Source organism: Cryptosporangium sp. NPDC048952 (assembly GCF_043197895.1).
GTDB lineage: Bacteria > Actinomycetota > Actinomycetes > Mycobacteriales > Cryptosporangiaceae > Cryptosporangium.
Window position 1 is genome coordinate 264,964 of the sequence record NZ_JBICTY010000004.1, and the last position, 20,785, is coordinate 285,748.

Annotated in this window: 15 protein-coding genes; 9 read left to right on the forward strand and 6 right to left on the reverse strand. The window is 71.4% G+C overall.

The annotated features are described in order from the left end of the window. The first annotated feature begins 9 nt into the window (after nt 1-9). On the forward strand, nt 10-1,305 hold the full coding sequence (locus tag ACGFY5_RS23745) for a M20/M25/M40 family metallo-hydrolase (RefSeq protein ID WP_392722948.1): 1,296 nt from the start codon (nt 10-12) through the stop codon (nt 1,303-1,305). Nucleotides 1,306-1,443: 138 nt separating this feature from the next. Here the strand turns inward: ACGFY5_RS23745 and ACGFY5_RS23750 are convergent, their stop codons facing one another. Next, nucleotides 1,444-5,241 (reverse strand): SCO7613 C-terminal domain-containing membrane protein, encoded by a 3,798-nt coding sequence (locus ACGFY5_RS23750; protein ID WP_392722949.1) that lies wholly within the window; start codon nt 5,239-5,241, stop codon nt 1,444-1,446. Between the two features lie 141 nt (nt 5,242-5,382). Here ACGFY5_RS23750 and ACGFY5_RS23755 point away from each other — a divergent pair, with 141 nt between their 5' ends. Next, complete coding sequence (locus ACGFY5_RS23755; RefSeq protein ID WP_392722950.1) at nt 5,383-7,170, forward strand: putative bifunctional diguanylate cyclase/phosphodiesterase; 1,788 nt, start codon at nt 5,383-5,385, stop codon at nt 7,168-7,170. A 39-nt stretch (nt 7,171-7,209) separates the two neighbouring features. Here the strand turns inward: ACGFY5_RS23755 and ACGFY5_RS23760 are convergent, their stop codons facing one another. Then, nucleotides 7,210-8,721, reverse strand: a complete 1,512-nt coding sequence (locus ACGFY5_RS23760) for a GMC family oxidoreductase (RefSeq protein WP_392722951.1) — start codon at nt 8,719-8,721, stop codon at nt 7,210-7,212. After that, nucleotides 8,718-10,166, reverse strand: a complete 1,449-nt coding sequence (locus ACGFY5_RS23765; protein ID WP_392722952.1) for an aldehyde dehydrogenase family protein — start codon at nt 10,164-10,166, stop codon at nt 8,718-8,720. Before ACGFY5_RS23765 ends, ACGFY5_RS23760 begins: the two co-directional genes overlap by 4 nt. Nucleotides 10,167-10,244: 78 nt before the next feature. Here ACGFY5_RS23765 and ACGFY5_RS23770 point away from each other — a divergent pair, with 78 nt between their 5' ends. After that, the gene (locus ACGFY5_RS23770) at nt 10,245-11,042 is read left to right on the forward strand and encodes an IclR family transcriptional regulator (protein ID WP_392722954.1); all 798 of its coding nucleotides are present in this window, start codon (nt 10,245-10,247) and stop codon (nt 11,040-11,042) included. Here ACGFY5_RS23770 and ACGFY5_RS23775 read toward each other — a convergent pair whose 3' ends face one another. From ACGFY5_RS23775 to ACGFY5_RS23785, 3 genes are read right to left on the reverse strand one after another with little or no spacing between them, the layout of a single operon-like run. Further along, entirely contained in the window at nt 11,043-12,107 is a 1,065-nt protein-coding gene (locus ACGFY5_RS23775; protein ID WP_392722956.1) for a hypothetical protein, read from the reverse strand. It lies immediately after the preceding gene. Between the two features lie 28 nt (nt 12,108-12,135). After that, nucleotides 12,136-13,332: a DUF4032 domain-containing protein gene (locus ACGFY5_RS23780; RefSeq protein ID WP_392722957.1), complete on the reverse strand. Its 1,197-nt coding sequence runs from the start codon at nt 13,330-13,332 to the stop codon at nt 12,136-12,138. Further along, nucleotides 13,332-14,345 (reverse strand): LacI family DNA-binding transcriptional regulator, encoded by a 1,014-nt coding sequence (locus ACGFY5_RS23785; RefSeq protein WP_392722959.1) that lies wholly within the window; start codon nt 14,343-14,345, stop codon nt 13,332-13,334. Before ACGFY5_RS23785 ends, ACGFY5_RS23780 begins: the two co-directional genes overlap by 1 nt. A 158-nt stretch (nt 14,346-14,503) precedes the next feature. Here ACGFY5_RS23785 and ACGFY5_RS23790 point away from each other — a divergent pair, with 158 nt between their 5' ends. Genes ACGFY5_RS23790 through ACGFY5_RS23815 form a run of 6 tightly spaced genes read left to right on the forward strand, consistent with a single transcriptional unit; the run spans nt 14,504 to nt 20,783 of the window. After that, entirely contained in the window at nt 14,504-15,781 is a 1,278-nt protein-coding gene (locus ACGFY5_RS23790; protein WP_392722960.1) for an extracellular solute-binding protein, read from the forward strand. A 9-nt stretch (nt 15,782-15,790) separates the two neighbouring features. Continuing rightward, nucleotides 15,791-16,741: a carbohydrate ABC transporter permease gene (locus ACGFY5_RS23795; RefSeq protein ID WP_392722961.1), complete on the forward strand. Its 951-nt coding sequence runs from the start codon at nt 15,791-15,793 to the stop codon at nt 16,739-16,741. Beyond that, nucleotides 16,741-17,571 (forward strand): carbohydrate ABC transporter permease, encoded by an 831-nt coding sequence (locus tag ACGFY5_RS23800; protein WP_392722963.1) that lies wholly within the window; start codon nt 16,741-16,743, stop codon nt 17,569-17,571. Before ACGFY5_RS23795 ends, ACGFY5_RS23800 begins: the two co-directional genes overlap by 1 nt. Nucleotides 17,572-17,575: 4 nt before the next feature. Next, nucleotides 17,576-18,796, forward strand: a complete 1,221-nt coding sequence (locus tag ACGFY5_RS23805) for an ABC transporter ATP-binding protein (RefSeq protein ID WP_392722964.1) — start codon at nt 17,576-17,578, stop codon at nt 18,794-18,796. 1 nt (nt 18,797) lies between these two features. Further along, the gene (locus ACGFY5_RS23810; protein WP_392722965.1) at nt 18,798-20,405 is read left to right on the forward strand and encodes a glycoside hydrolase family 13 protein; all 1,608 of its coding nucleotides are present in this window, start codon (nt 18,798-18,800) and stop codon (nt 20,403-20,405) included. A gap of 51 nt (nt 20,406-20,456) precedes the next feature. Next, nucleotides 20,457-20,783, forward strand: coding sequence for an ArsR/SmtB family transcription factor (locus ACGFY5_RS23815; RefSeq protein WP_392722966.1), 327 nt, complete (start codon nt 20,457-20,459; stop codon nt 20,781-20,783). The last annotated feature ends 2 nt before the right edge of the window (nt 20,784-20,785 follow it).

The window sequence follows — 20,785 nt, forward strand, 5'->3', positions numbered from 1 at the left end:
CGTCTACGCATGGTCGACGTTCCGGAGCCCGTCGAGCTGCTGCAGCGGCTGATCCGGGTGGACACCACGAACCCGCCGGGTAACGAGGCCGCGCTGGTGACCTACCTCGGTGGGCTGCTGCGCGACGCGGGGGTGTCGACGACGGTGGTCGGCGACAACCTCATCGCACGCCTTCCCGGGCGGGGGCTCGTGCCGCCGTTGCTGATGCAGGGCCATCTGGACGTCGTGCCGGTGAGCGATCACGGGTGGACCCACCCGCCGTTCTCCGGTGAGATCGCCGACGGGTTCGTCTGGGGCCGTGGCGCCCTGGACATGAAGAGTGGCGTCGTCATGATGCTGGTGGCGTTGTTGCGGATGGTTGCCTCGGGTTCGGTGCCGCCGGGCGACGTCATCCTGGCGCTTCTGGCCGACGAGGAATCCGGTGGTGAGCGCGGCGCGAAGTATCTCGTCGAGAACCGGCCCGAGCTGTTCGAGGGCGTTCGGTACGCGATCGGCGAGTTCGGCGGTTTCACGATGGAGATCGCGGGGCGCCGGTTCTATCCCGTGCAGGTCGCCGAGAAGCAGATCTGCTGGGTGCGGGCAGTGGTGCGGGCGCCGGGCGGTCACGGATCGCTGGCGCGTCCGGGTGGGGTGACCGCTCGACTGGCGTCGATGTTGCGCGTTCTGGACCGGAGGCGGTTGCCGGTGCACGTGACACCGGTCGTGCGGACCATGATTTCGGCTCTTGCCGCGGGGCTGCCGTCGCCGGTGGGACGGGTGGCGCGGTTGTTGCTCGTGCCGGCGTTGACCGATCGGTTGCTCGGCGGGTTGGGGGAGGTCGGCCTGACGCTGGCGCCGTTGTTCCACCACACCGCGACGCCGAACATCGTGTCGGCGGGCGACGGTGCGGTGAACGTGCGTCCGACGTCGGCGGTCGTCGACCTCGACGGTCGGTTGCTGCCCGGTTTCGGTCCCGAGTCGTTTCTCGCTGAGCTTCAGGCACTGCTGGGCGACGACGTGGAGCTGAGCGTCGTGCGGCACGATCCCGTGACTCTGGCGCCCGACCTCGGGCTGTTCGACACGCTGGCAGGTGTGCTGCGGGAGCACGATCCGTTGGGGGCGCCCGTGCCGATGCTGATGCCCGCGTCGACGGACGGGCGGTTCTTTTCTCGGTTGGGGATCCAGACGTACGGGTTCACGCCGATGACGCTGCCTGCGTCGATGAAGTTCACGACGTTGGTGCACGGCGTCGATGAGCGGATTCCGGTGGATGCGGTGGGGTTTGGGACGTCGTGCGTGGAGTCACTGCTCGCGCGGTTCCACTAGGCGCGGCCACGCTCGCCCGGCCCGCGTCGAGTGGCCCCGTTGCGGTGTGCCTGAGCGCGCTGGTTCGGGGCCGCTCGGCTTGGAGCGGTCCCGTTGTGGGGAGTGGGGGTGCGCTCTGACGGGACCGCTTTCCGCGGCTCAGCGCATGGTGCGGAGGTAGGCGGCCAGGCGGGTGGCGTCTCGGCGGCGGCGCTCGTACGTGGCGCCGACCGCTAGGAGCAGAGCGCCGGCGAGTGAAAGCGGCACCCAGGTCGGGACGGTGTCGGCCAGCGCGGGAAGCACGGGGGCCAGCGCGCGGGCGGTGACCAGACTCAGCACGGTGGCTCCGAACAGGAACGGGGCCTGGCGGCGGGTCGCCGCACCGGCCAGCGTCACCGTGAGGGCGGCGAGGCCGAGCAGGAGCACGCGGAGGCCGAGCGTCCCCGCCGACAGCGCGACGGCGAGCGTCGGCACGGCCGCGACCGTCAGCGCCGGACCGAGCGCGAGCCACGACGACACCGCCGGCCGACGGCGCAACGTGTAGAGCCCGAACGCGGCCACCACCGCGGCGGCGGGCAGCGTGTAGGCCTCCGGCACGGTGACACCCGCCCGACCGAGCCACGCCCACAGCGCGACGAGCTCCATGCCCGGCACGAGCCACACGCACCAGCGACGGGTCGCCCGCAGCCCGGCGAGCCCGAGCGGGATGCCGAGGAGCGTTGCGGTGAGGGCGAACACCGGTTGGTCCAGCGCGGACCCGGCTGAATTGATCGCGGAGTCGGCCGCCGAGTCCAGGGCGAGGACGCCCGCCGACGCGAACGCCAGAGTTCCCGCGACAGCGGCGCCCGCGTCGAGAACGTCGGTGATGACGCGAGGCACGGCGAAGATTCCCGGCACGACGAGGGCGGTGGCGACCGCGACGAGCAGGTACGCGGTGGGGAGGTCGGCGGCGGCACCGACGGCGAAGGCCAACGCGACGGCCGAAACCGCCGCGGTGGCCGCGCCGACGCTGCGAGGGGCGTTCTCGCGGGTCAGGGCCGTGACCGCAGCTGCCGCAACGAGCACGACACCCAGCACGACGAGCGTCGCGGCGCGGTCCGCGAGCGCCCAGGCAACCGCGGTAAGACCAGCAACCGCCGCCAGCCCGGCCCCCACCGGCCGACGGGCAGGAAGGCTGGCCAGGACGGTGCCGGTGGCGGCCAAGGCCAAGAGGACGGTCAGGGCGACCGGCCAGGGGGCGTGGAGGGCCGGTGCGAGGGTGGCGATGCCCGGGGCCAGGGCCGGGACGGCGAACCACAGCGCTGTCCGACGGTCCGCGCGCCACCGCACTCCGAGGAGCGCGCCGGCCGCGACGAGCAGCACGATCGAGTCGAGCACGGTGCCCGGATAGGGCAACGCCGGGCCGAGCTGGGCGGCGTCCACCGGCGCGCCGCGCCAGACAGCGGACACCCAGCTGAGCGGCCCGAACACCACCGCCAGCACGGCCGGCGCCAGCACCAGCGCCGCGACGATCACCCCCGGCGCCGCAGCCGCCACGGACCCCCACCGCTCGCCCGCTGCGTCGGAGGTCCCCGACCTCGCTGCGTCGGTGGCTTTCCGCGAGCGCGATGCGTCCTCAACCGGCACGGCCGTCGCCAGCGGCGCGTCGGGCGAGGGCGCCGCGGTGCGGTGGGGGAGGGCGGCTCGGGTAGCGGTGGCGGCGAGGGCTGCGGCGGTCAGGGCGAGGACGGCGATGAGGGGTCGGTCGATGAGGTGGAGGACGCCGGCGGGAGCGGGGTGGGTGACGGCGAGGGCCGCTCCGACGTAGGCGGTCACGCCGGCCAGGATCGCGGCGAGGGTTGCCGACGGTGGCCGCGTCTCGCGGGTGAGGCGGGCGACCGCCAGGGCGACGAGAGCGGAGAGTCCGACGGCGACGCCCGCCGGGCCGGGGCCTCCGGACCAGCCTTGGGCGCCGGACGTGAAAGCGGTGGCCAGGGCCGCGGCCCAGCCGCTGAGGGTGCCGAGGGCGATGCCGGTCGCGAGGACCTGGCGGGTGCCGTCCGAACGGGCGGCGACCGCGCCGTACAGGGCGGCGACCGCGCCGAGGGTGACCAGCGTGGCGGGTCGAGACGCCAGGGAGACGACTGCGGCGTGGGCGACGAGGGCGCCGCCGAGCCAGGACAGGAGCGGGGCGTCCGGGGTGCGGCGGAGCATTCCGGCCACCGTGGCGACCGCGCCGGCTAGGCCCACGACCAGCACCGTCGCCCAGATCGAAGCACCGAACGCGGCCGGTGCCAGCACGACCACCGCCCCCACGCCGAGCGGCGCGGCAGTGGTCGCCGCCTGCCGTGCGACACCCGCACCGACCGGTGTCGTGGCGGCAGCCGGGTGGCGGGTGGGGCGGTTCCGGGAGAGGAGTAGGAGGACGGTGGCTGCGGTGAGGGCCAGCAGGGCGGTGACCAGGTCGGGGTGGGGACGGGTGTCGGGGACCGCCCAGACCGGCTGGGTGATCGAATCGGCGTTCCAGACCAGCTCGGGGCTCACCAGCGGGGCGAGCAGGGTGAAGCCGACGGCGGCGGCCGGGGACAGCGCGGCGAGCGCTGCTAGTGCCGCGGACGCGATTGAGGTGCCGGTGCGCCACGGGGTGCGGAGTGCGAGCGGGGTCGCGGCGGCGAGGGCGATGGCCACCGCCAAGCCGGTGAGGCCCCAGCCCTCTGGGCCGAAGCGGAGCCACTGGGTCATCGGGCCGGCCAGGACCAGCGGCACCGCGATCCCTGCGGCCAGCCCTTGAGCCACGGCCCGCCCGGTCTGCACAGACCTGACGGGCAGCGCGGGTGCTCCGGCCCCGGCATCCACCTCGACCCGCGGCGGCATGGGGGCGGGGTGAGGCACGGTTTCGGCGGCTAGGAGGGCTGCGGCGGCCAGGCCGAACAGGGCCAGGGTGCCTACCAGGCGTTGGATTGGGGCGTCGGAAGGTGCGGCGGCGGCGATCAGGGCGCAGAGCAGGGTGACGACGCTGGTGATGGCGCCGCTGATCGTGGCGGTGGCGCGCAGTGTCGTGTCTCGTGCGTACCGCCGCACGGCCAGGTCGGTGCCGACCAGGGCGAGTCCTAGTGCGGCAGAGGCCGCGACGGCGTCCAGAGGAGGGCTGAACAGGAGGATGACGGCGGGGTGCGCGAGCACCAGGCCTGCTGGGCGCAGGGTGCGGAGGGGCACTAGCAGCGGGTACAGGAGCGCTACCGCCGTTACGGCGCCCAGCACGGTTCCCGCGTACCGCGGGCCGCCCCAGGGCACCAGCCCGACGTGGTGCAGCGCGTATCCGTCCAGCGCGACCAGCACCAGGCCGAGGAGGCCGATCGTCTCGGCGGTCGAGGCCAGGCCGCGTCGGTCCAGGAGCGCCGGCACGGCGAAGGTGATCGCGGTGATGCCGGCGAGGATGGCGGCGCGGCCGCCGATGCCGAAGGCGCCCCACGCGACCACGGTGAACACCACCGCAGCAACGGCGAGGAGCACACCGCCGAGTGCGAGGAGCACGGTCTGCACGGACCATGCCGACGTCTCGGCGCGCACCGGCTCGCCGACCGGCCCCACCCACGGCGGAACGTGCCCCGGACCCGCGTACACCGGCGCCGTAAGCCCCGGCCCAGCTGCCCGGGGACTCGCAGAAGCGGCATCCGGCGCCACATACCCGGGACCCGCGGCGCCGAAGGCCTCGGCGCCCGGCCCTGCGGCGCCGGAGCCGGCGCCCCCCGGCCTCACGGTGGAGCCGCCGGCGCCCGGGGCGGTCAGGCGCTGGGCCACCAGGCGGGAGCGGTGGGACGAGGCGCCGGCCCAGGCCCGGTACGCCGCAGCGGCCTGCTGATCGGCGCGATTCGCCTCGTACCGCGCCGCCCGCGCCCGCGCGGTGGCAGCGTCGAGCGTTCGGGCGGCGGTCGCCACCGCCGCATCTGCCTGCGCCAACGCAATGTCCGGGTTCATGCCCACACCCTGTCGCCCCACACCCCGGCGACGCCTGAGCAGAACTACCCGATCGAATCCCTCACGGCGCGACGACCAGCGTCGATAGGTACCGACGATGAGGAGCGGTGGAACACCCGGCCGCCCGCCGGCGGTGCGCCGGTGAGCAGGCTGCTGCGTATCCTTCGCGGGCCCGCCGGTTGGTGGCAGGCACCGGTGGTCGCCACACCCCGGATGATGTCGATCGTCGCGGCGAGCTGTTACGTCGCGGCGGGGCTCGTCGCGACGATCATCGCGTTCACCGGCCACCACCGGGAGACCGGCGTCGGCCTGGGCGCCGCGACCACGACCGGCGTCGGACTGCTGGTCGGCGCGCTCGGGCGACGCTGGCCCCGCTGGGCGTTCCACCTGGTCATCGGCGGACTCGTCGGTCACGTCACGCTGTTCGTCGCGTTCAGCAAGGACGAGGCGTACGCGACGATTTACCCGTTGGCGTCGCTCTTCACGATGTTCTTCTTCAGCTGGCCGGTCGGTGCGCTCTACCAGGTGGCGATCGCGGCGGCGGTCATCGGTGAACAGTTCGTGTGGAACGCGTTCCCCGTCGGCGTCGCGGTGGCGCTGATCGGAACGAACGCGGTGGTCGGCGTCATCATCGGCTGGTTGGTGCGGGAGGCCACCGAAGCCGAGGCCGACACGCTGACCGGACTCGCCAACCGCCGCGGACTCCAGCGCGCCCTGGACAACGCCGTCGGCGAGGCGCGGCGGGAAGGCACGCCGGTCTCGGTGGCGTTCCTCGACCTCGACAACTTCCGGCGGGTCAACGAGCTTTTCGGCAAGGACCGGGGCGACCGCCTGCTGCGCCTCACCGGGCAGGCCTGGCGGTCGATCCTTCCGCCGGGTGCGGTGCTGGCCCGCTCCGGCGGTGACGAGTTCGGGCTCGTCCTGCCCGGTATCCCTGCCGCCGACGGCGCCGCGATCGTCGACGCCCTGCGCGTGTCGCTCCCGGAGGGGCAGACCACGTCTGCGGGGGTGGCCGAGTGGCGGGCCGGCGACTCGGCGTCCCTGCTGCTCGGACGCGCCGACAGTGCCCTCCAGCAGGCCAAACTCAGCGGCCGGGCGCGCACGTTCGTCGACGTGCACAGCGGTGCGGAGAACCGCGAAATGGTCGACGCCCTGCCGGCCGGCGAGTTCGTCGTCGTGTACCAGCCGATCGTCGACCTGCCCACCGGCGCCGTGATCGGTGCGGAGGCGCTGCTGCGCTGGAAGCACCCGCTGCGGGGGTCGATCCCGCCGGTCGAGTTCATCCCGCTGGCCGAGGAGTCGGGGTTCATCCTCGACCTCGGGCGGTGGGTGCTGCGTGCCGCCTGCGAGGAGGCGGCTGGGTGGTCGTTCGCGGAGAACCCGCGGATCTCGGTCAACGTCTCCGGGCGGCAACTGCACGACCTGAACTTCGTTCCCGACGTCCGGCGCATCCTCGCCGACACCGGGCTCGCGCCGACGCGGCTCGTGCTCGAGGTGACCGAGAGCATGCTCGAGGCCGACGCCCCGGTGGCGCTCGCCGCGCTCGAAGCGCTCCGGGCCGACGGGGTGCGGATCGCTGTGGACGACTTCGGCACCGGCTATTCGTCGCTCTCGCGGCTGGACCGGCTGCCCGTCGACATCCTGAAGATCGACCGGGCGTTCGTCACCGCTCTCCGGCGGGAATCTGCCGTCGCGCCGGTGATCACCGCGATCGTGGCACTGGCGAACGCGCTGGGGATGAGCACGGTCGCCGAGGGGATCGAGGAGCCGTTCCAGGCGGCGGCGCTGATCGCCCACGGATGCGGAGCGGGCCAGGGGTGGCTCTACGGGCGCCCCGGATCGGGGTCCGAGCTCGCCGAGATCGCCGCGGTCCCGCCGCCACCCCCGCCAGTGACCCCGGCCCCGACGCTGACCGCCGCCCGCTTCTGAAGCGTGAACGTCCTGGGGGCGTATGACCCCCCAATCCGTTCACGCCCCGGCGCGCGCCACGAACTCCGCACACCGCTCCCCGATCATCATCACGGTCATGTTCGGGTTGACCGTGGTCAGCGACGGGAGCACCGACGCGTCCGCCACCCGCAGCCCTCGCACCCCGTTCACCCGCAACGAAGCGTCCACCACCGCGAACGGGTCGTCGTCGCGGCCCATCCGCGCCGTCGACGCCGGGTGGTAGACCGTGTTGTGCGTCTTCCGGACGTAATCGAGCAGCTCGTCGTCGGTGACCGCCTCGGGCCCCGGCGCCAGCTCGGACGCGATCCACCCGGCCAGCGCGGGCTGCGCGGCGATCCGCCGGGCCAGCCGTAGCCCGTGCAGCATCACCCGCTCGTCGTGCCCCTCGGCGTCGGTGAAGTACCGCGGGTCGACGCGGGCCTTGTCCCGGAAGTCGCGCGACCGCAGCCGCACCGTGCCGCGCGACCGGCCCCGCGTCACGTTCGGCGTCAGGCAGAAACCGTTTTCGGTCGTCGGGTAACCCCACCGCACCGTGTTCAGGTCGAACGGCACCGACCCGTAGTGCATCATCAGGTCCGGCCGGTCCAGCCCGGGAACCGTGGCCGCGAACAGCCCGATCTCCCACCACTGGGTCGACTCGGTGACCATCGGTTTCGCGGCGTCCCACGCCACCAGTCCCTCGACGTGGTCGTCGAGGTTCGCGCCGACGCCAGGGGAGTCGACCAGCACGTCGACGCCGACCTCACGGAGGTGCCCGGCAGGGCCGATGCCCGAGAGCATCAGCAGCTTCGGCGTGTCGATCGCCCCGCACGAGATGATCACTTCCCGCCGGGCGGAGGCCACGAGCCGGTGCACCCGGTCCGCCGCCAGATACTCGACCCCGGTGGCCTGGCGATGAGCGTCGAACAGCACGCGCGACGCCCAGGCGTCGGTCACGACGGTCAGATTCGGCCGCGACGAAAGCACCGGATGGAGGTACGCGTGCGAGGACGAGCTGCGGGTACCGTCCGAGGACGCGTTGATCTGGAACCAGCCCGCCCCGTTCACCACCGTCGAGCCGGTGTTGAACGAAACAGTCGGTAACCCCACCGAAGCCGCCGCCTCCAACACCGCGGCCCCGCACGGATCGGCGGGCGGCACCGTGCGGACCTCCACCGTGCTGCGCACCCGATCCACGGCCGGCCCGCAGGAAGAAGGACTCCAACCCGGTAGATCCCAGGAGGACAGATCCTCGGCCGGCGGCCAGAACGCGATGCACGAATTGTGCGACGAACACCCCCCGAGCACCCGCGCCCGCGAGTGCCGCAGGAAGCTGTTGCCGCGCTCCTGCGGTTCGACCAGATAGTCCCAGTCGTAGCCGGACTCCAGCAGGAACATCCAGTCGGTCAGCCGCAAAATCCTCGGATCGTCGACGTCGGACGGCCCCGCCTCCAGCAGGCACACCGACACGGACGGGTCCTCCGAGAGCCGCGCGGCCACCACGCACCCCGCGGAGCCGCCACCGACGACCACGTAGTCGAACGTGCTCATCCCTTGAACCACTTCAGCGGAGCCGGGGCTGTGTTCTGCCAGATGTGCTTCGCCTCGCGGTATTCGGCCAGCCCGGTCGGGCCCAGCTCCCGGCCGTTCCCGGACTGCTTGAACCCGCCCCACTCGGCCTGCGGCACGTACGGGTGGTAGTCGTTGATCCAGACGGTCCCGGCGCGCAGCCCGCGGGCCACCCGCTCGGCGCGTGCGGAATCGAGCGTCCACACCGCGCCGGCCAGTCCGTACTCGGTGTCGTTGGCCAGCGCCAACGCCTCGGACTCCGATGAGAACGTCTCGATCGTCAGCAGCGGCCCGAACGTCTCCTCCCGCACGATCCGCATGTCCGCGCGACACCCGTCGAACACCGTCGGCCGGTAGAAGAAACCGTTCGCGAGCGCCGGATCGTCGGGGCGCCGTCCGCCGGCCACGAGTCGGGCCCCTTCGGAAAGGCCCGCCGCCACGTATGCCTCGACCTTGTCCCGGTGCGCCGCCGACACCAGCGGCCCGGTCTCCGACGCCGGATCGAGCCCGTTGCCGACCACGATCCGCTCCGCGCGCGCCGCGACCTCCGCGACCAGCGCATCGTGCAGCGATTCCTCGACCAGCAGCCGCGCTCCGGCCGAACACACCTGTCCCGAGTGGAGGAAAACGGCGGTCAGCGCATAGTCCACGACCGTCTCGAAGTCGCTGTCGGCGAACACGATGTTCGGGTTCTTTCCGCCGAGCTCGACAGTCACCCGCTTCACGGTGTCCGCCGCCGCGTGCAGGATCCGCTTCCCGGTGGCTACGCCTCCGGTGAAAGAGATCAGATCGACGTCCGGGTGCGCGACGAGCGTGGCGCCGACCGTGCCCGTTCCCAGCACGAGGTTGACGACACCGTCCGGGACACCGGCCTCGGCCAGCAGTTCGACCAGACGGATCGTGGTCAGCGGCGTGACCTCGCTCGGTTTGATCACCACGGTGTTGCCGGCGGCCAGCGCCGGTGCGACCTTCCAGGCGATCTGCAGCAGCGGATAGTTCCACGGGGTGATCAGCGCGCAGACGCCGACCGGCTCGTAGACGATCCGGCTGACCACCGTGGGGTTGCCCGTGTCGACGAGCCGGCCCGGGTCGCTGTCGGCGATCGACGCGTAGTAGCGGAACACCGAGATCACGTCGTCGACGTCGAGGCCGCTTTCCAGCAGCGTCTTGCCGGTGTCGAGCGTCTCGGTGCGGGCGATCGTGTCCTTGTCGCGGGCGAGGAGGTCGGCGACCTTCGCCAGGAGAGCGGCGCGGTCACGGACTCCGACGGCGGCCCAGGCGTCGAACGCTTTCCGGGCCGCGGTGACCGCCGCGTGCACGTCGCCGTCGTCGGCGTGGTCGACCTGCGTGATGACGCTCTGATCGAAGGGGTTGAGGACGTCGACTTTGCCGCCCGAGCCTGAGATCCAGCTTCCGTCGAGGAACACCGTTCGAACCCCTCCGTTGCGTCAGGAGAAGCGAGTTTCTGAGACAGCAACAGGATTGCACGTGCGTAAGGTTGCGTCATGCGGAACAGTGACAAGCTCACCGAGGACGCGGCCCCGTCGTCCGGCGGCGTGCAGTCCGTGGACCGCGCGATCAGCGTCCTGGAGATCCTGGCCCGCCGCGGTGAGGCCGGGGTCAGTGAGGTCGCCGCCGAGCTCTCGGTGCACAAATCGACGGCGTTCCGCCTGTTGGAGACGCTCGAGGACCGCAGCATGGTCGAGCAGACCGCCGATCGCGGCAAGTACCGACTCGGGTTCGGCGTGGTGCGGCTCGCCGGTGCGGTGTCGGCGCGGCTGGACGTCGTCCAGCAGGGACACGCGCCCTGCGAGCAGCTCGCGGACACGGTCGGGGAGACCGTGAACCTCGCGGTGCTGCGCGAGCACTACGCGGTCAACATCGACCAGGTGCGTGGCCGGGCGACCGTCACCACGCACAACTGGGTCGGGCAGCTCACGCCGCTGCACGCCACGTCGAGCGGGAAAGTGCTGCTCGCCGCGCTCTCGGCGAAGGAACGAGAGGCCGCTTTCGCGGCCGGTGGGCTGGATGCGTACACACCCGCCACGTTGGTCGAGGCACCCGTCCTCGAAGAACATCTGGCCGACGTCCGGCAGCGCGGCTACGCCGTGACCGTCGAGGAGTACGAGATCGGCCTGAACGCGGTCGCGGCGCCGGTGCTGGGCGCCGACGGGACGGTCGTCGCCGCGGTCAGCGCCTCCGGGCCCGCGTACCGCTGCCCGGAGGAACGCCTGCACGAGATCGCGCCGTCCGTGGTGGCCACCGGCGAAGAAATCAGCCGCCGCCTCGGCTACTTCGGTTGACTAGGTGGGCCAGACCACGGCGTGGTTGGCGTCGCCGAGGGTGACGTTGCCGACCACCGTGCCGTCGTCGGTGACACCTGTCGCGTAGCAGTAGGTCGCGCCGGCCGGGTTCTTCAGAAGCACGAGCCCGCCGTCCTTCCACCTGAACACCGTAGGGGCGTCACCAGCCCGCACCACACCCGTCACGACCCCGTCAGCATTCACGGCGGTCGCCTCCCCGGCATCGGCGAGGAACGACATCTTTCCGCCGTGCCACAGCACCGGCCGGTCCGACACCGTGCCCACGACGTCACCCTGGGCGTTGAGCGCGGTGACGTATGCCTTCGGGTCGTTCACACCGGTACCGGCCAGCAGGTCGGTCATCGTCCCGTCGGCCCAGCGGAACGGGTGCACGGTCTTCGCGTCGACGTCCGATGTCCCGGCCACCGACCCGTCCTCGGCCAGCGCCGCGGGGATCGTCTGCGCGCCGCCGAGCGACCCGAGGTCGGTCAGCGCGCCCTGCTCCCAGAGGAACGCACGCATCGGCACGGACTTCGTCGTCCCGAAGATCCGCCCGAGCACCTGGCCGCGGTTGTTGATCGCGATCGGCGCGGACGCTCGGTCGGCGGGCGTGCCGAGGTCGGTGAACTTTCCGTCCTCCCAGAGGAACGCCTGCTCACCGCCGGTGGGCGTCGCCGAGGCCCCGGCGATCTGCCCGGCGTCGTTGATCGCGTAGAGGCAGGTGGTGCGCCCGGGCCGCTCGAGGTAGGTGATCGTGTCGTCGTGCCAGTACAGCCCGACGCCGTTCGCGGTGCAGCCGACCGCGTCGCCGGCGGCGTTGACCGCCTCGGCGTGCGGACCGAGCGGACCCAGCGACTGCCCGCTGTAGTCGGGGCCGCGCCACACCGAGCCCTCGGTGGCCGTGTTGCCGAGCACGACGCCGCCGGGGGAGACGGCCACCGCGCGGCTCTCACCACCCTGGGGCGTCAGATCGACGTAATCCGCGGCGTGCGCCGTGGTGGGGGCGGCGAGCAGCGTGATGCTGAACAGGGCTCCCGCTAGCAACCGACCGATACGTCCACGCATCGCACACCTTCCCCCGGACTCGGTGGGTTCATTCTGCCTTGCGAGGCAAGTTTCCGGGCAATCCTGAGTCCAGATAGGAGCGTAGAGCAGCCGTCGTGCCGATGTCGCGTCCGGCGCGCTCGGAAAGAAACCACCGGTGCTCGAGGATTTCGTGGAACACCTCGGCGGGCGCCAGCGGCCCGGGAGGAACGGTGTTCACGACCGGCAGGTACACCTCGTTGAGCCAGTGGTGCCCGGCGGTGGCCTCGGACACCGGCCGGCCGTCGCGCTGCTCGAGGTAGGCCCGGAACGACCGGATGTCGTTGAGCAGGCGCCGCGCCTGTCCCTCCTGCACCTCCAGGCCGGTCAGCCGGAACAGCTCCCGCCGGTGGTGCCCGGCCTCGGCGACCCGGACGTCCACGCGCAGCCTGCTGCCCTCGGGCGCCGTGACCAACTCGACCTCGGCGACGTCGAACCCGAGGTCGTTGAGGCGACGCAGCCGCTCGGCGACGCGGAACCGCTGCTCGTCCGGCGCGAAGATCTCTTCCCGGGTCACTTCGTCCCACAGCGCGTCGTAACGCTCCGGAAGGCTGAGCGCCACGTCGATCGGATCGACGCCGGACGGCAGCAGATTCCCGGCGCGCGGGTCCAGCAACTCGCCGCCGACCCGTTCGCTCGCCAGGTCGGCGTCGTAGCGCCGCTGACCGGTGGTGAGCGTCGGATAGCGCTCGACGGTCTCGGCGTCGACGAGATAGGCGGCCAGGTGGCCGGCGTCGGGTCGGAAGAGCGTGTTCGACAGCGAGCAGTCGCCCCAGAACACCCCGGCGAGGTGCAGCCGGACGAGCAGCTCCACCAGCGGGTCGAGCAGTCGCTCCACCGACGGCCGGCCGCGCGGGGTGGAGAACAGGTACCGGTAGGACATCGAGTACTCCAGGTACCGGGTCACCAGGATCGCGTCCTGGTCGTCCGGGCGGTCCACGCAGACGCCGAGCACCGACACCGCGGGTAAGCCCTCGCCCTCGAACTCGGTGAGCAGCGCGTACTCGTGCCGGGCGAGCCGCTCGGAGATCTCCTTGAGCGCGTACACCCGACCGCCCTCGGCCACGAACCGCACGACGTGCCGGGAGATGCCACGCTGCGGGATCTCCAGGAGGAGCTCCGGATCCCACTCGGTGAGCGGACGGTCCCACGGCAACGTGAGAAGCTCCGCCGCTTCGACGGCCGTCGGCCGGAACAGGTAGCGCATCAGGCCGCCCTCGGAGGCGCGGTGCTGCGCCGGATCACCAGCCGGGTCGGCAGGACGACGTGCCGCTCGACGTCGTGGCCCCGCAGCAGCGCCAGCAGCAGGCGAGCGGCGCGGACGCCCTGCTCGCGGGCGGGTTGGGCGATCGTCGTGAGGTCGGTGAGCTCGGCCAGCGGATGGTCGTCGACGCCGATCACCGAGAGGTCCTCGGGCACCCGCAGCCCCGCCCGGCGGACGGTCCGGACCGCGCCCAGCGCCAGCTCGTCGGAGTGGCAGTACACGGCGGTCGGCGGGGTCCGGAGGCTGAGCAGCCGGGCCATCGCGTCGGCCGCCGCCACGCCGCTCCAGTCGATCGTCACGACCAGGTCGTCGTCGGCCGGCAGGCCCGCGTCGCGCAGCGCCCCGTAGTAGGCCGCGTCGCGCCCGTCGGGACGCGCGGCGACCGGCTGGTCCGGGTCGACGGCGGAGATCATCCCGATCCGGCGGTGGCCGAGGAACAGCAGGTGGTCCATCGCCTGGCGGCCGGCTTCCCGGTCGTCGATGCGGACGCACGGGTACACCTCGTCCTGCCCACCGGCGGCGACGACGAGCACGCCCATGTGCTCCAGCCGTTCGCGCTCGGCGTCGGCCACCTCGAACGCGACCACGACGACGGCGTCGACCTTGCGCCGGGCCGGCAGGCGGTGGAAGAAGTCGCGCCGGTCGGCGGCGTCGCCGACGTGGTAGAGCAGCACGTCGAGGCCGGCGTCGCTGAGCTCGGCCTCCAGCCCGCCGACGACCGCGCCGAAGAACCAGCGGTCCACATGCGGCACCACCAGCGCCACCCGGCCCACCGCGCCTCTGGCCAGCCGGGACGCCTCCGGCGAGACGACGTAGTCGAGCTCCTCGGCGATGCGCAGGACGCGGGCGCGGGTGGCCGGAGCGACCCCGTAGGAGTTGCTCATCGCACGGGACGCGGTGGCCAGCGAAACCCCGGCCAGTCGCGCGATGTCGGCCAGACTGCTCCGTCCCGCCACGGCCGTGAAGTGTAGGGAAGCGTTTCCGACCTTGTCCATGACGGAAACGATGCAGACCTTGACTCAGCGTGTTGTTCGGCCCCACAGTTCTCGGAAACGCTTCCGAAAGTGATCCAGGTCACGTTCGTCTCGGCAACGGTGGCGAGAGAGGCGGAACGATGCGAATGCTCGTAATTCTGGTGCTGGTGGCCTCGTTACTCACCGCGTGCGGCGGTAACGACACCGGCGGTCCGACCACGCTGACCTTCTACAGCTCCAACCCCAACCAGCAGCCGATCGTCGAGAAGTGCGCCGAGCAGTCCGGCGGCCGGTATCAGATCGATCTGCAGGCCCTGCCCAACACCGCCAGCGGCGCCCGCGAACAACTCCTCCGCCGGCTGGCCGCGCAGGACCGTGGCATGGACATCCTCTCGATCGACCCGCCGTTCATGGCCGAGTTCGCCAACGCCGGGTTCCTCCGCCCGTTCACCGACGCCGAGCGCAAGCACTTCACCGACGGTGTCCTCGACGGACCGGTCGCGCAGGGCCTCTTCGACGACAAGCTCTACTCCGCGCCCGCCAACGGCAACACCCAGCTGCTCTGGTACCGCAAATCGGTGGTGCAGAAGGCCGGTGTGGACCCGGGCGCCGGGCCCGTCACCTGGGACCAGCTCATCGACGGCGCCGAGAAGGCCGGCGTCACGGTGGCCGGTCAGGGGCGGCGCAACGAGAGCCTGATGGTGTGGGTCAACGCGCTGGTGGAGTCCGCCGGCGGGTCCATCCTCACCGACGACTCCGAGGGCAAGCCCGCCAACGAGGTGAAGTCCGGTCTGGACAGCACCGCGGGCCGGGAGGCCGCGCGCATCGTCGGCAAGCTGGGGCGGTCCTCGGCCGCGTACCCGGGCTTCAGCACCGGCTCCGAGGACGACGCCCGCGCCGCGTTCGCCCGCGACGACGGTGGCTTCATGGTCAACTGGCCGTTCATCTGGGCCGCGGCACAGACCGCGATCGACGAGGGCCAACTGCCGAAGAACTTCCTCGACGACGTCGGCTGGGCGCGGTACCCGCGGGTCGTCGCCGACAAGGAGAGCGCACCGCCCTCGGGTGGTCTCGGGCTCTCGGTGAGTGCGTTCAGCCGGAACCCGGAGCTCGCGGTCGAGGTGATCAAGTGCGTGCTCTCGCCGGCCAGCCAGAAGGAGTACATGTTCACGGCCGGTGACCCGGCGGTGCTGAGCTCGATCTTCGACGACCCCGAGGTGCGCGAACGGTTCCCGATGGCCGACGCGATCCGCGAAGGCATGGACCAGGCCACACCGCGGCCGGTCAGCCCGTACTACGGCGACGTCACCGCGGCGATCCAGGCCGGGTTCCACCCGCCGTCCGACGTGACCGAGGCGTCCGCGAAGAACGCGAGCCGATTGCTCGAGGACGTCCTGTCCAACAAGCGGCTGATCTAGGAGCGCCCGATGAGCACCACGATCCCCGCCGCCCCACCGGAGACGGCGCCTGTTCCCCGGCGCAAGGCCAAGCCGGCGCTGACCGACCGCGCCCGCCACGAACGCCGGCTCGGCTGGCTGCTCGCCGGTCCCGCGCTGTTCGTGATGGTCGCGGTCACCGGCTACCCGATCCTCAACGCGCTTTGGCTCTCGTTCTTCGACTACCGGCTCACCGACCCGGACGGACGCGAGTTCATCTGGCTCGCCAACTACGGCACGATCCTCGGCGACGGCCTGTTCTGGAAGCAGTTCGGCGTCACCGCGATCATCACGGTGATCACGGTGTCGGTCGAGCTCGTCCTCGGGTTCACGCTGGCGCTGGTGATGCACCGGGCGCTCTACATGCGGACGCTGCTGCGCACCGCGATCCTGATCCCCTACGGCATCATCACCGTCGTCTCGGCCTTCTCCTGGCAGTACGCGTTCAGCAACACCTACGGCTTCGTCAACCCGTGGTTCGGCCTCGGCGACCTGGACTGGTTCGGCGGCACCGCCACGTCCCTGTTCGCGATCTGCGTCGCCGAAATCTGGAAGACGACGCCGTTCATGTCGCTGCTGCTGCTCGCCGGCCTCGCGCAGATCCCCAACGACTACCTCGAGGCGGCCGTCGTCGACGGCGCCACCCCGTGGCAGCGGCTCAAACGGGTGATCCTGCCGAACATGAAGGCCGCGATCATGGTCGCGCTGCTGTTCCGGACGCTCGACGCGTTCCGCATCTTCGACAACGTCTTCATCATGACCGCCGGTTCGCAGGGCACCGAGACGCTCTCGTTCCTGGCCTACCGGCAGACGATCAGCCGGGTGATGGTCGGCCTGGGCTCGGCGGTCAGCGTGATCCTCGCGCTGCTCGTCGTGCTCATCGCCTTCCTGTTCGTGAAGGTCTTCCGCACCGACCTGTCGCAGCAGCAAGGGGGCAAGTGATGAAGGCCAGCCGTCGCGCCGAGGTCGCCTGGATCGTCGGGGGCCTCGCCGTCATCCTCTACGCGATCGTCCCGGTGCTGTGGATCGTCTCGCTGTCGTTCAAGGGCGGCGACGACATCACCAACCGGCAGTTCCTCCCGTCGTCGTTCACCTGGGAGAACTACGACATCGTGTTCTCGTCCGACCTGTTCACCACCGCGCTGCGCAACTCGATCGGCATCACGGTGATCGCGACGACGGTCTCGGTGGTGCTCGCGACGCTGGCCGCCTACGCGGTGGCGCGGCTGGAGTTCCCCGGCAAGCGCCTGGTGCTCGGCGTCGCGCTGGCGATCACGGTCTTCCCGATCATCGCGATCGCGACGCCGCTGTTCGACATGTGGCGCGCGATCGGGCTGTACGACACGTGGATCGGCCTGATCATCCCGTACCTGTCGTTCTCGCTCCCGCTGTCGGTCTACGTGCTGTCCGCGTTCTTCCGCGAGATCCCGTGGGAGATGGAGCAGGCCGCCCAGGTCGACGGCGCGACCGCCTGGCAGGCGTTCCGCAAGGTCATCGTTCCGCTCGCCGCCCCCGGCGTGGCCACGGCCGCGATCCTGACGTTCTTCGCGGTCTGGAACGACTTCATCTTCGGCATCACGCTCACGTCGAGTGAGGCGTCCCGGCCGGTGCCCGCGGCGCTCGCGTTCTTCACCGGCGCCTCGCAGTTCTCGCAGCCGACCGCGCCCATCGCCGCGGCGTCCGTGATCATCACGATCCCCGTGATCGTCCTCGTCCTGGCCTTCCAGCGTCGGATCGTGGCCGGCCTCACCGCCGGCGCAGTGAAGGGATAACGCCATGGCCGCCATCGAAATGCGCAACATCGTCAAGGAGTACGGCGACGGCTTCAAGGCCGTGAACGACGTCAGCATCGACATCGCCGACGGCGAGTTCATGATCCTGGTCGGACCGTCCGGATGCGGGAAGTCGACGCTGCTGCGGATGATCGTCGGCCTGGAGGACATCACCGGCGGGGACATGCTCATCGGCGGCAACCGGGTGAACGAGAAAGCACCCCGCGACCGCAACCTGTCGATGGTGTTCCAGAACTACGCGCTCTACCCGCACCTGTCGGTGTTCGAGAACATCGCGTTCCCGCTGCGCCTCAAGAAGGGTGTGCCCGAGTCGGAGATCCGGCAGCGCGTGGAGGAGGCCGCGGCCACCCTCGAACTGACCGAGCACCTGCAGCGCAAGCCCGCGAACCTGTCCGGCGGCCAGCGCCAGCGGGTCGCGATGGGGCGGGCGATCGTGCGTCAGGCCGACGCGTTCCTGTTCGACGAGCCGCTCTCCAACCTCGACGCCAAACTGCGCGGCCAGATGCGTACCGAGATCTCCCGGATGCAGCGCCGCCTGGGCACCACCACTGTCTACGTCACCCACGACCAGACCGAGGCGATGACGCTCGGCGACCGCGTCGCGGTGCTGCGCAAGGGCGTGCTCCAGCAGGTCGCGTCGCCCCGCGAGCTGTACGAGCAGCCGGTGAACCTGTTCGTGGCCGGCTTCATCGGGTCGCCGCCGATGAACTTCCTGCCCGCGGTGGTCGACGGGAGCACGTTGAAGCTGCCGTTCTTCGACCTGCCACTCTCCGGCGACCTCGCCGACCGGGTCGCCGGGAAGAGCCTTCTGCTCGCGGGTATCCGCCCGGAGTACTTCGAGGACGCCCGGGTCACGGACAAGAACTTCGGGTCGACGTTCCGCGCGCGGGTCGACGTCACCGAGTGGCTCGGCGACTCGCAGTACGCCTACCTGCCGTTCGAGGCGCCGGAGGAGATCGCCCAGCAACTGTCGGAACTGGCGCAGGAGCTCGACAGCGAGGCGTTGCGCACGCAGGTCGTCGCGTCGATCGACTCGATGAGCCGCCTCCGGGAGAACGCCGAAGCCGATTTCTGGGTCGACACGCGACGCATGCACCTGTTCGACCCGCGCAGTGGCGAGAACCTGACCCGCGACGAGGCCGCCGCCGCCGAACTGCAGCAGGAGGAGGAAGAAGAGGTGCGGGTACGCGCCGCGGGCAACTGACATGTGGTGGCGCGATGCCGTGATCTACCAGGTCTACATCCGCAGCTTCGCCGACGGGAACGGCGACGGGCTCGGTGACCTCGCCGGGCTGCGCGATCGGCTCGGCTACATCGCCGGGCTGGGCGTCGACGCGATTTGGATCAACCCGTGGTACCCGTCGCCGATGGCCGACGGCGGGTACGACGTCAGCGACTACCGGGACGTCGACCCGCGGTTCGGGACGCTCGCGGAGGCCGAGGCGCTGGTCACCGAGGCGCACGCGCTCGGGTTGCGGGTGCTGCTGGACATCGTGCCCAACCACACCTCGAGTGCGCACCCGTGGTTCGTCGAGGCGGTGGCGAGCGGCCGGGGCTCGCCCGCCCGCGAGCGCTACCTGTTCCGGCCCGGCCGGGGCTCGATGCCGCCCAACGACTGGTCCAGCGTGTTCGGCGGCCCGGCGTGGACCCAGGTTCCCGACGGGGAGTGGTACCTGCACCTGTTCGATCCCGCGCAGCCCGACCTGAACTGGGACCACCCCGGCGTCCGCGCCTACTTCGCCGAGACGCTCGAGTTCTGGTTCGACCGCGGTGTCGACGGTTTCCGGATCGACGTCGCGCACTCGCTGATCAAGGAGCCCGGCTTGCCCGACCTGGGCGCCCGGGCGGCGGCGCAGCCGGTGTTCGCGCACGCCGGGGCCCACCCGCACTGGGACCGCGAGGAGGTCCACGAGGTCTACCGCGAGTGGCGCCGGGTCGCCGACGCCTACGACCCACCGCGGATGTTCGTCGCCGAAGCCTGGGTGGACGAACCCGAGCGGCTCTCGCGGTACCTGCGCCCCGACGAGCTGCACACCGCGTTCAACTTCCTCTACCTGACCGCGCCGTGGCAGGCCGGTGACCTGCGCCGCACGATCGTCCGGACGCTCGCCGAGCACCTGGCCGTCGGCGCGTCACCCACCTGGGTGCTGTCCAACCACGACGTGGCCCGGCACCTGTCCCGCTACGCCCGTCGCGACCAGGAGATCCCGACCCGGCAGCTCGCCGACCTGCTCGGCCGCCCAGCGGATCTGGAACTGGGCGCCCGGCGGGTGCGCGCCGCGCTGCTGCTGACGCTCGCGCTGCCCGGCAGCGTCTACCTGTACCAGGGTGAGGAGCTCGGGCTGCCCGAGGTGGAGGACCTGCCCGAGGATGCGCTCGTCGACCCGACCTGGCGTCGCTCCGGCTTCACCGACCGCGGACGCGACGGGTGCCGGGTGCCGCTGCCGTGGTCCGGCGACGCACCGCCGTTCGGCTTCGGTCCCGGGCCGACGACCTGGCTGCCGCAGCCCGCGTCCTGGGCTCCGCTCACCGCCGAAGCGCAGGCCGGAGACCCCACGTCGATGCTGGAGTACTACCGGGAGGCGCTCCGCGCGCGCCGGGCGATTCCGGCGCTGCGGACCGCTCCGTTCCGGTTCCGCGACGAGTTCGGGCCCGACGTCATCGCGATCGAGCGTGGGCCCGGGTTCCTGTGCGTCGTGAACCTGTCCGGGTCGCCGGTGCTACTGCCGTCGCGGACCACCGTGCGGTTGAGCAGTGCCGACGTCGTGGGGGATCTGCTGCCGCCGGATGCCGCGGCCTGGGTGACGCGTTAGGGGTACTACCCTGATGCGCGTCAGGGTTGGCACCTGCTAACTTCTCTTGGCATGTACGGTTCGCCACCTACCGGGGACGAGCTGGTCGCGGTCCTGTCGACGCTGGCCAACCCCCATCGCCTCCGGGTCGTGGCGGCGCTGCGCAAAGAGCGCACGTACGTCAGCCGGCTGGCCCGCGATCTGGGCATCAGCCGGCCGTTGCTCCAGGTGCACCTCCGCAAACTGCAGGCCGCGGGCCTGGTCACCTCGCAGCTCGAGCTGTCCGAGGACGGCAAGGCGATGCGGTTCTACGAGGTCACCGAGTTCGTCTTCCAACTCACCCCGGACACGATCGCGGCGGCGGTGCCGACGCTCACCCCCGATTCGAAGGGAACCTGACC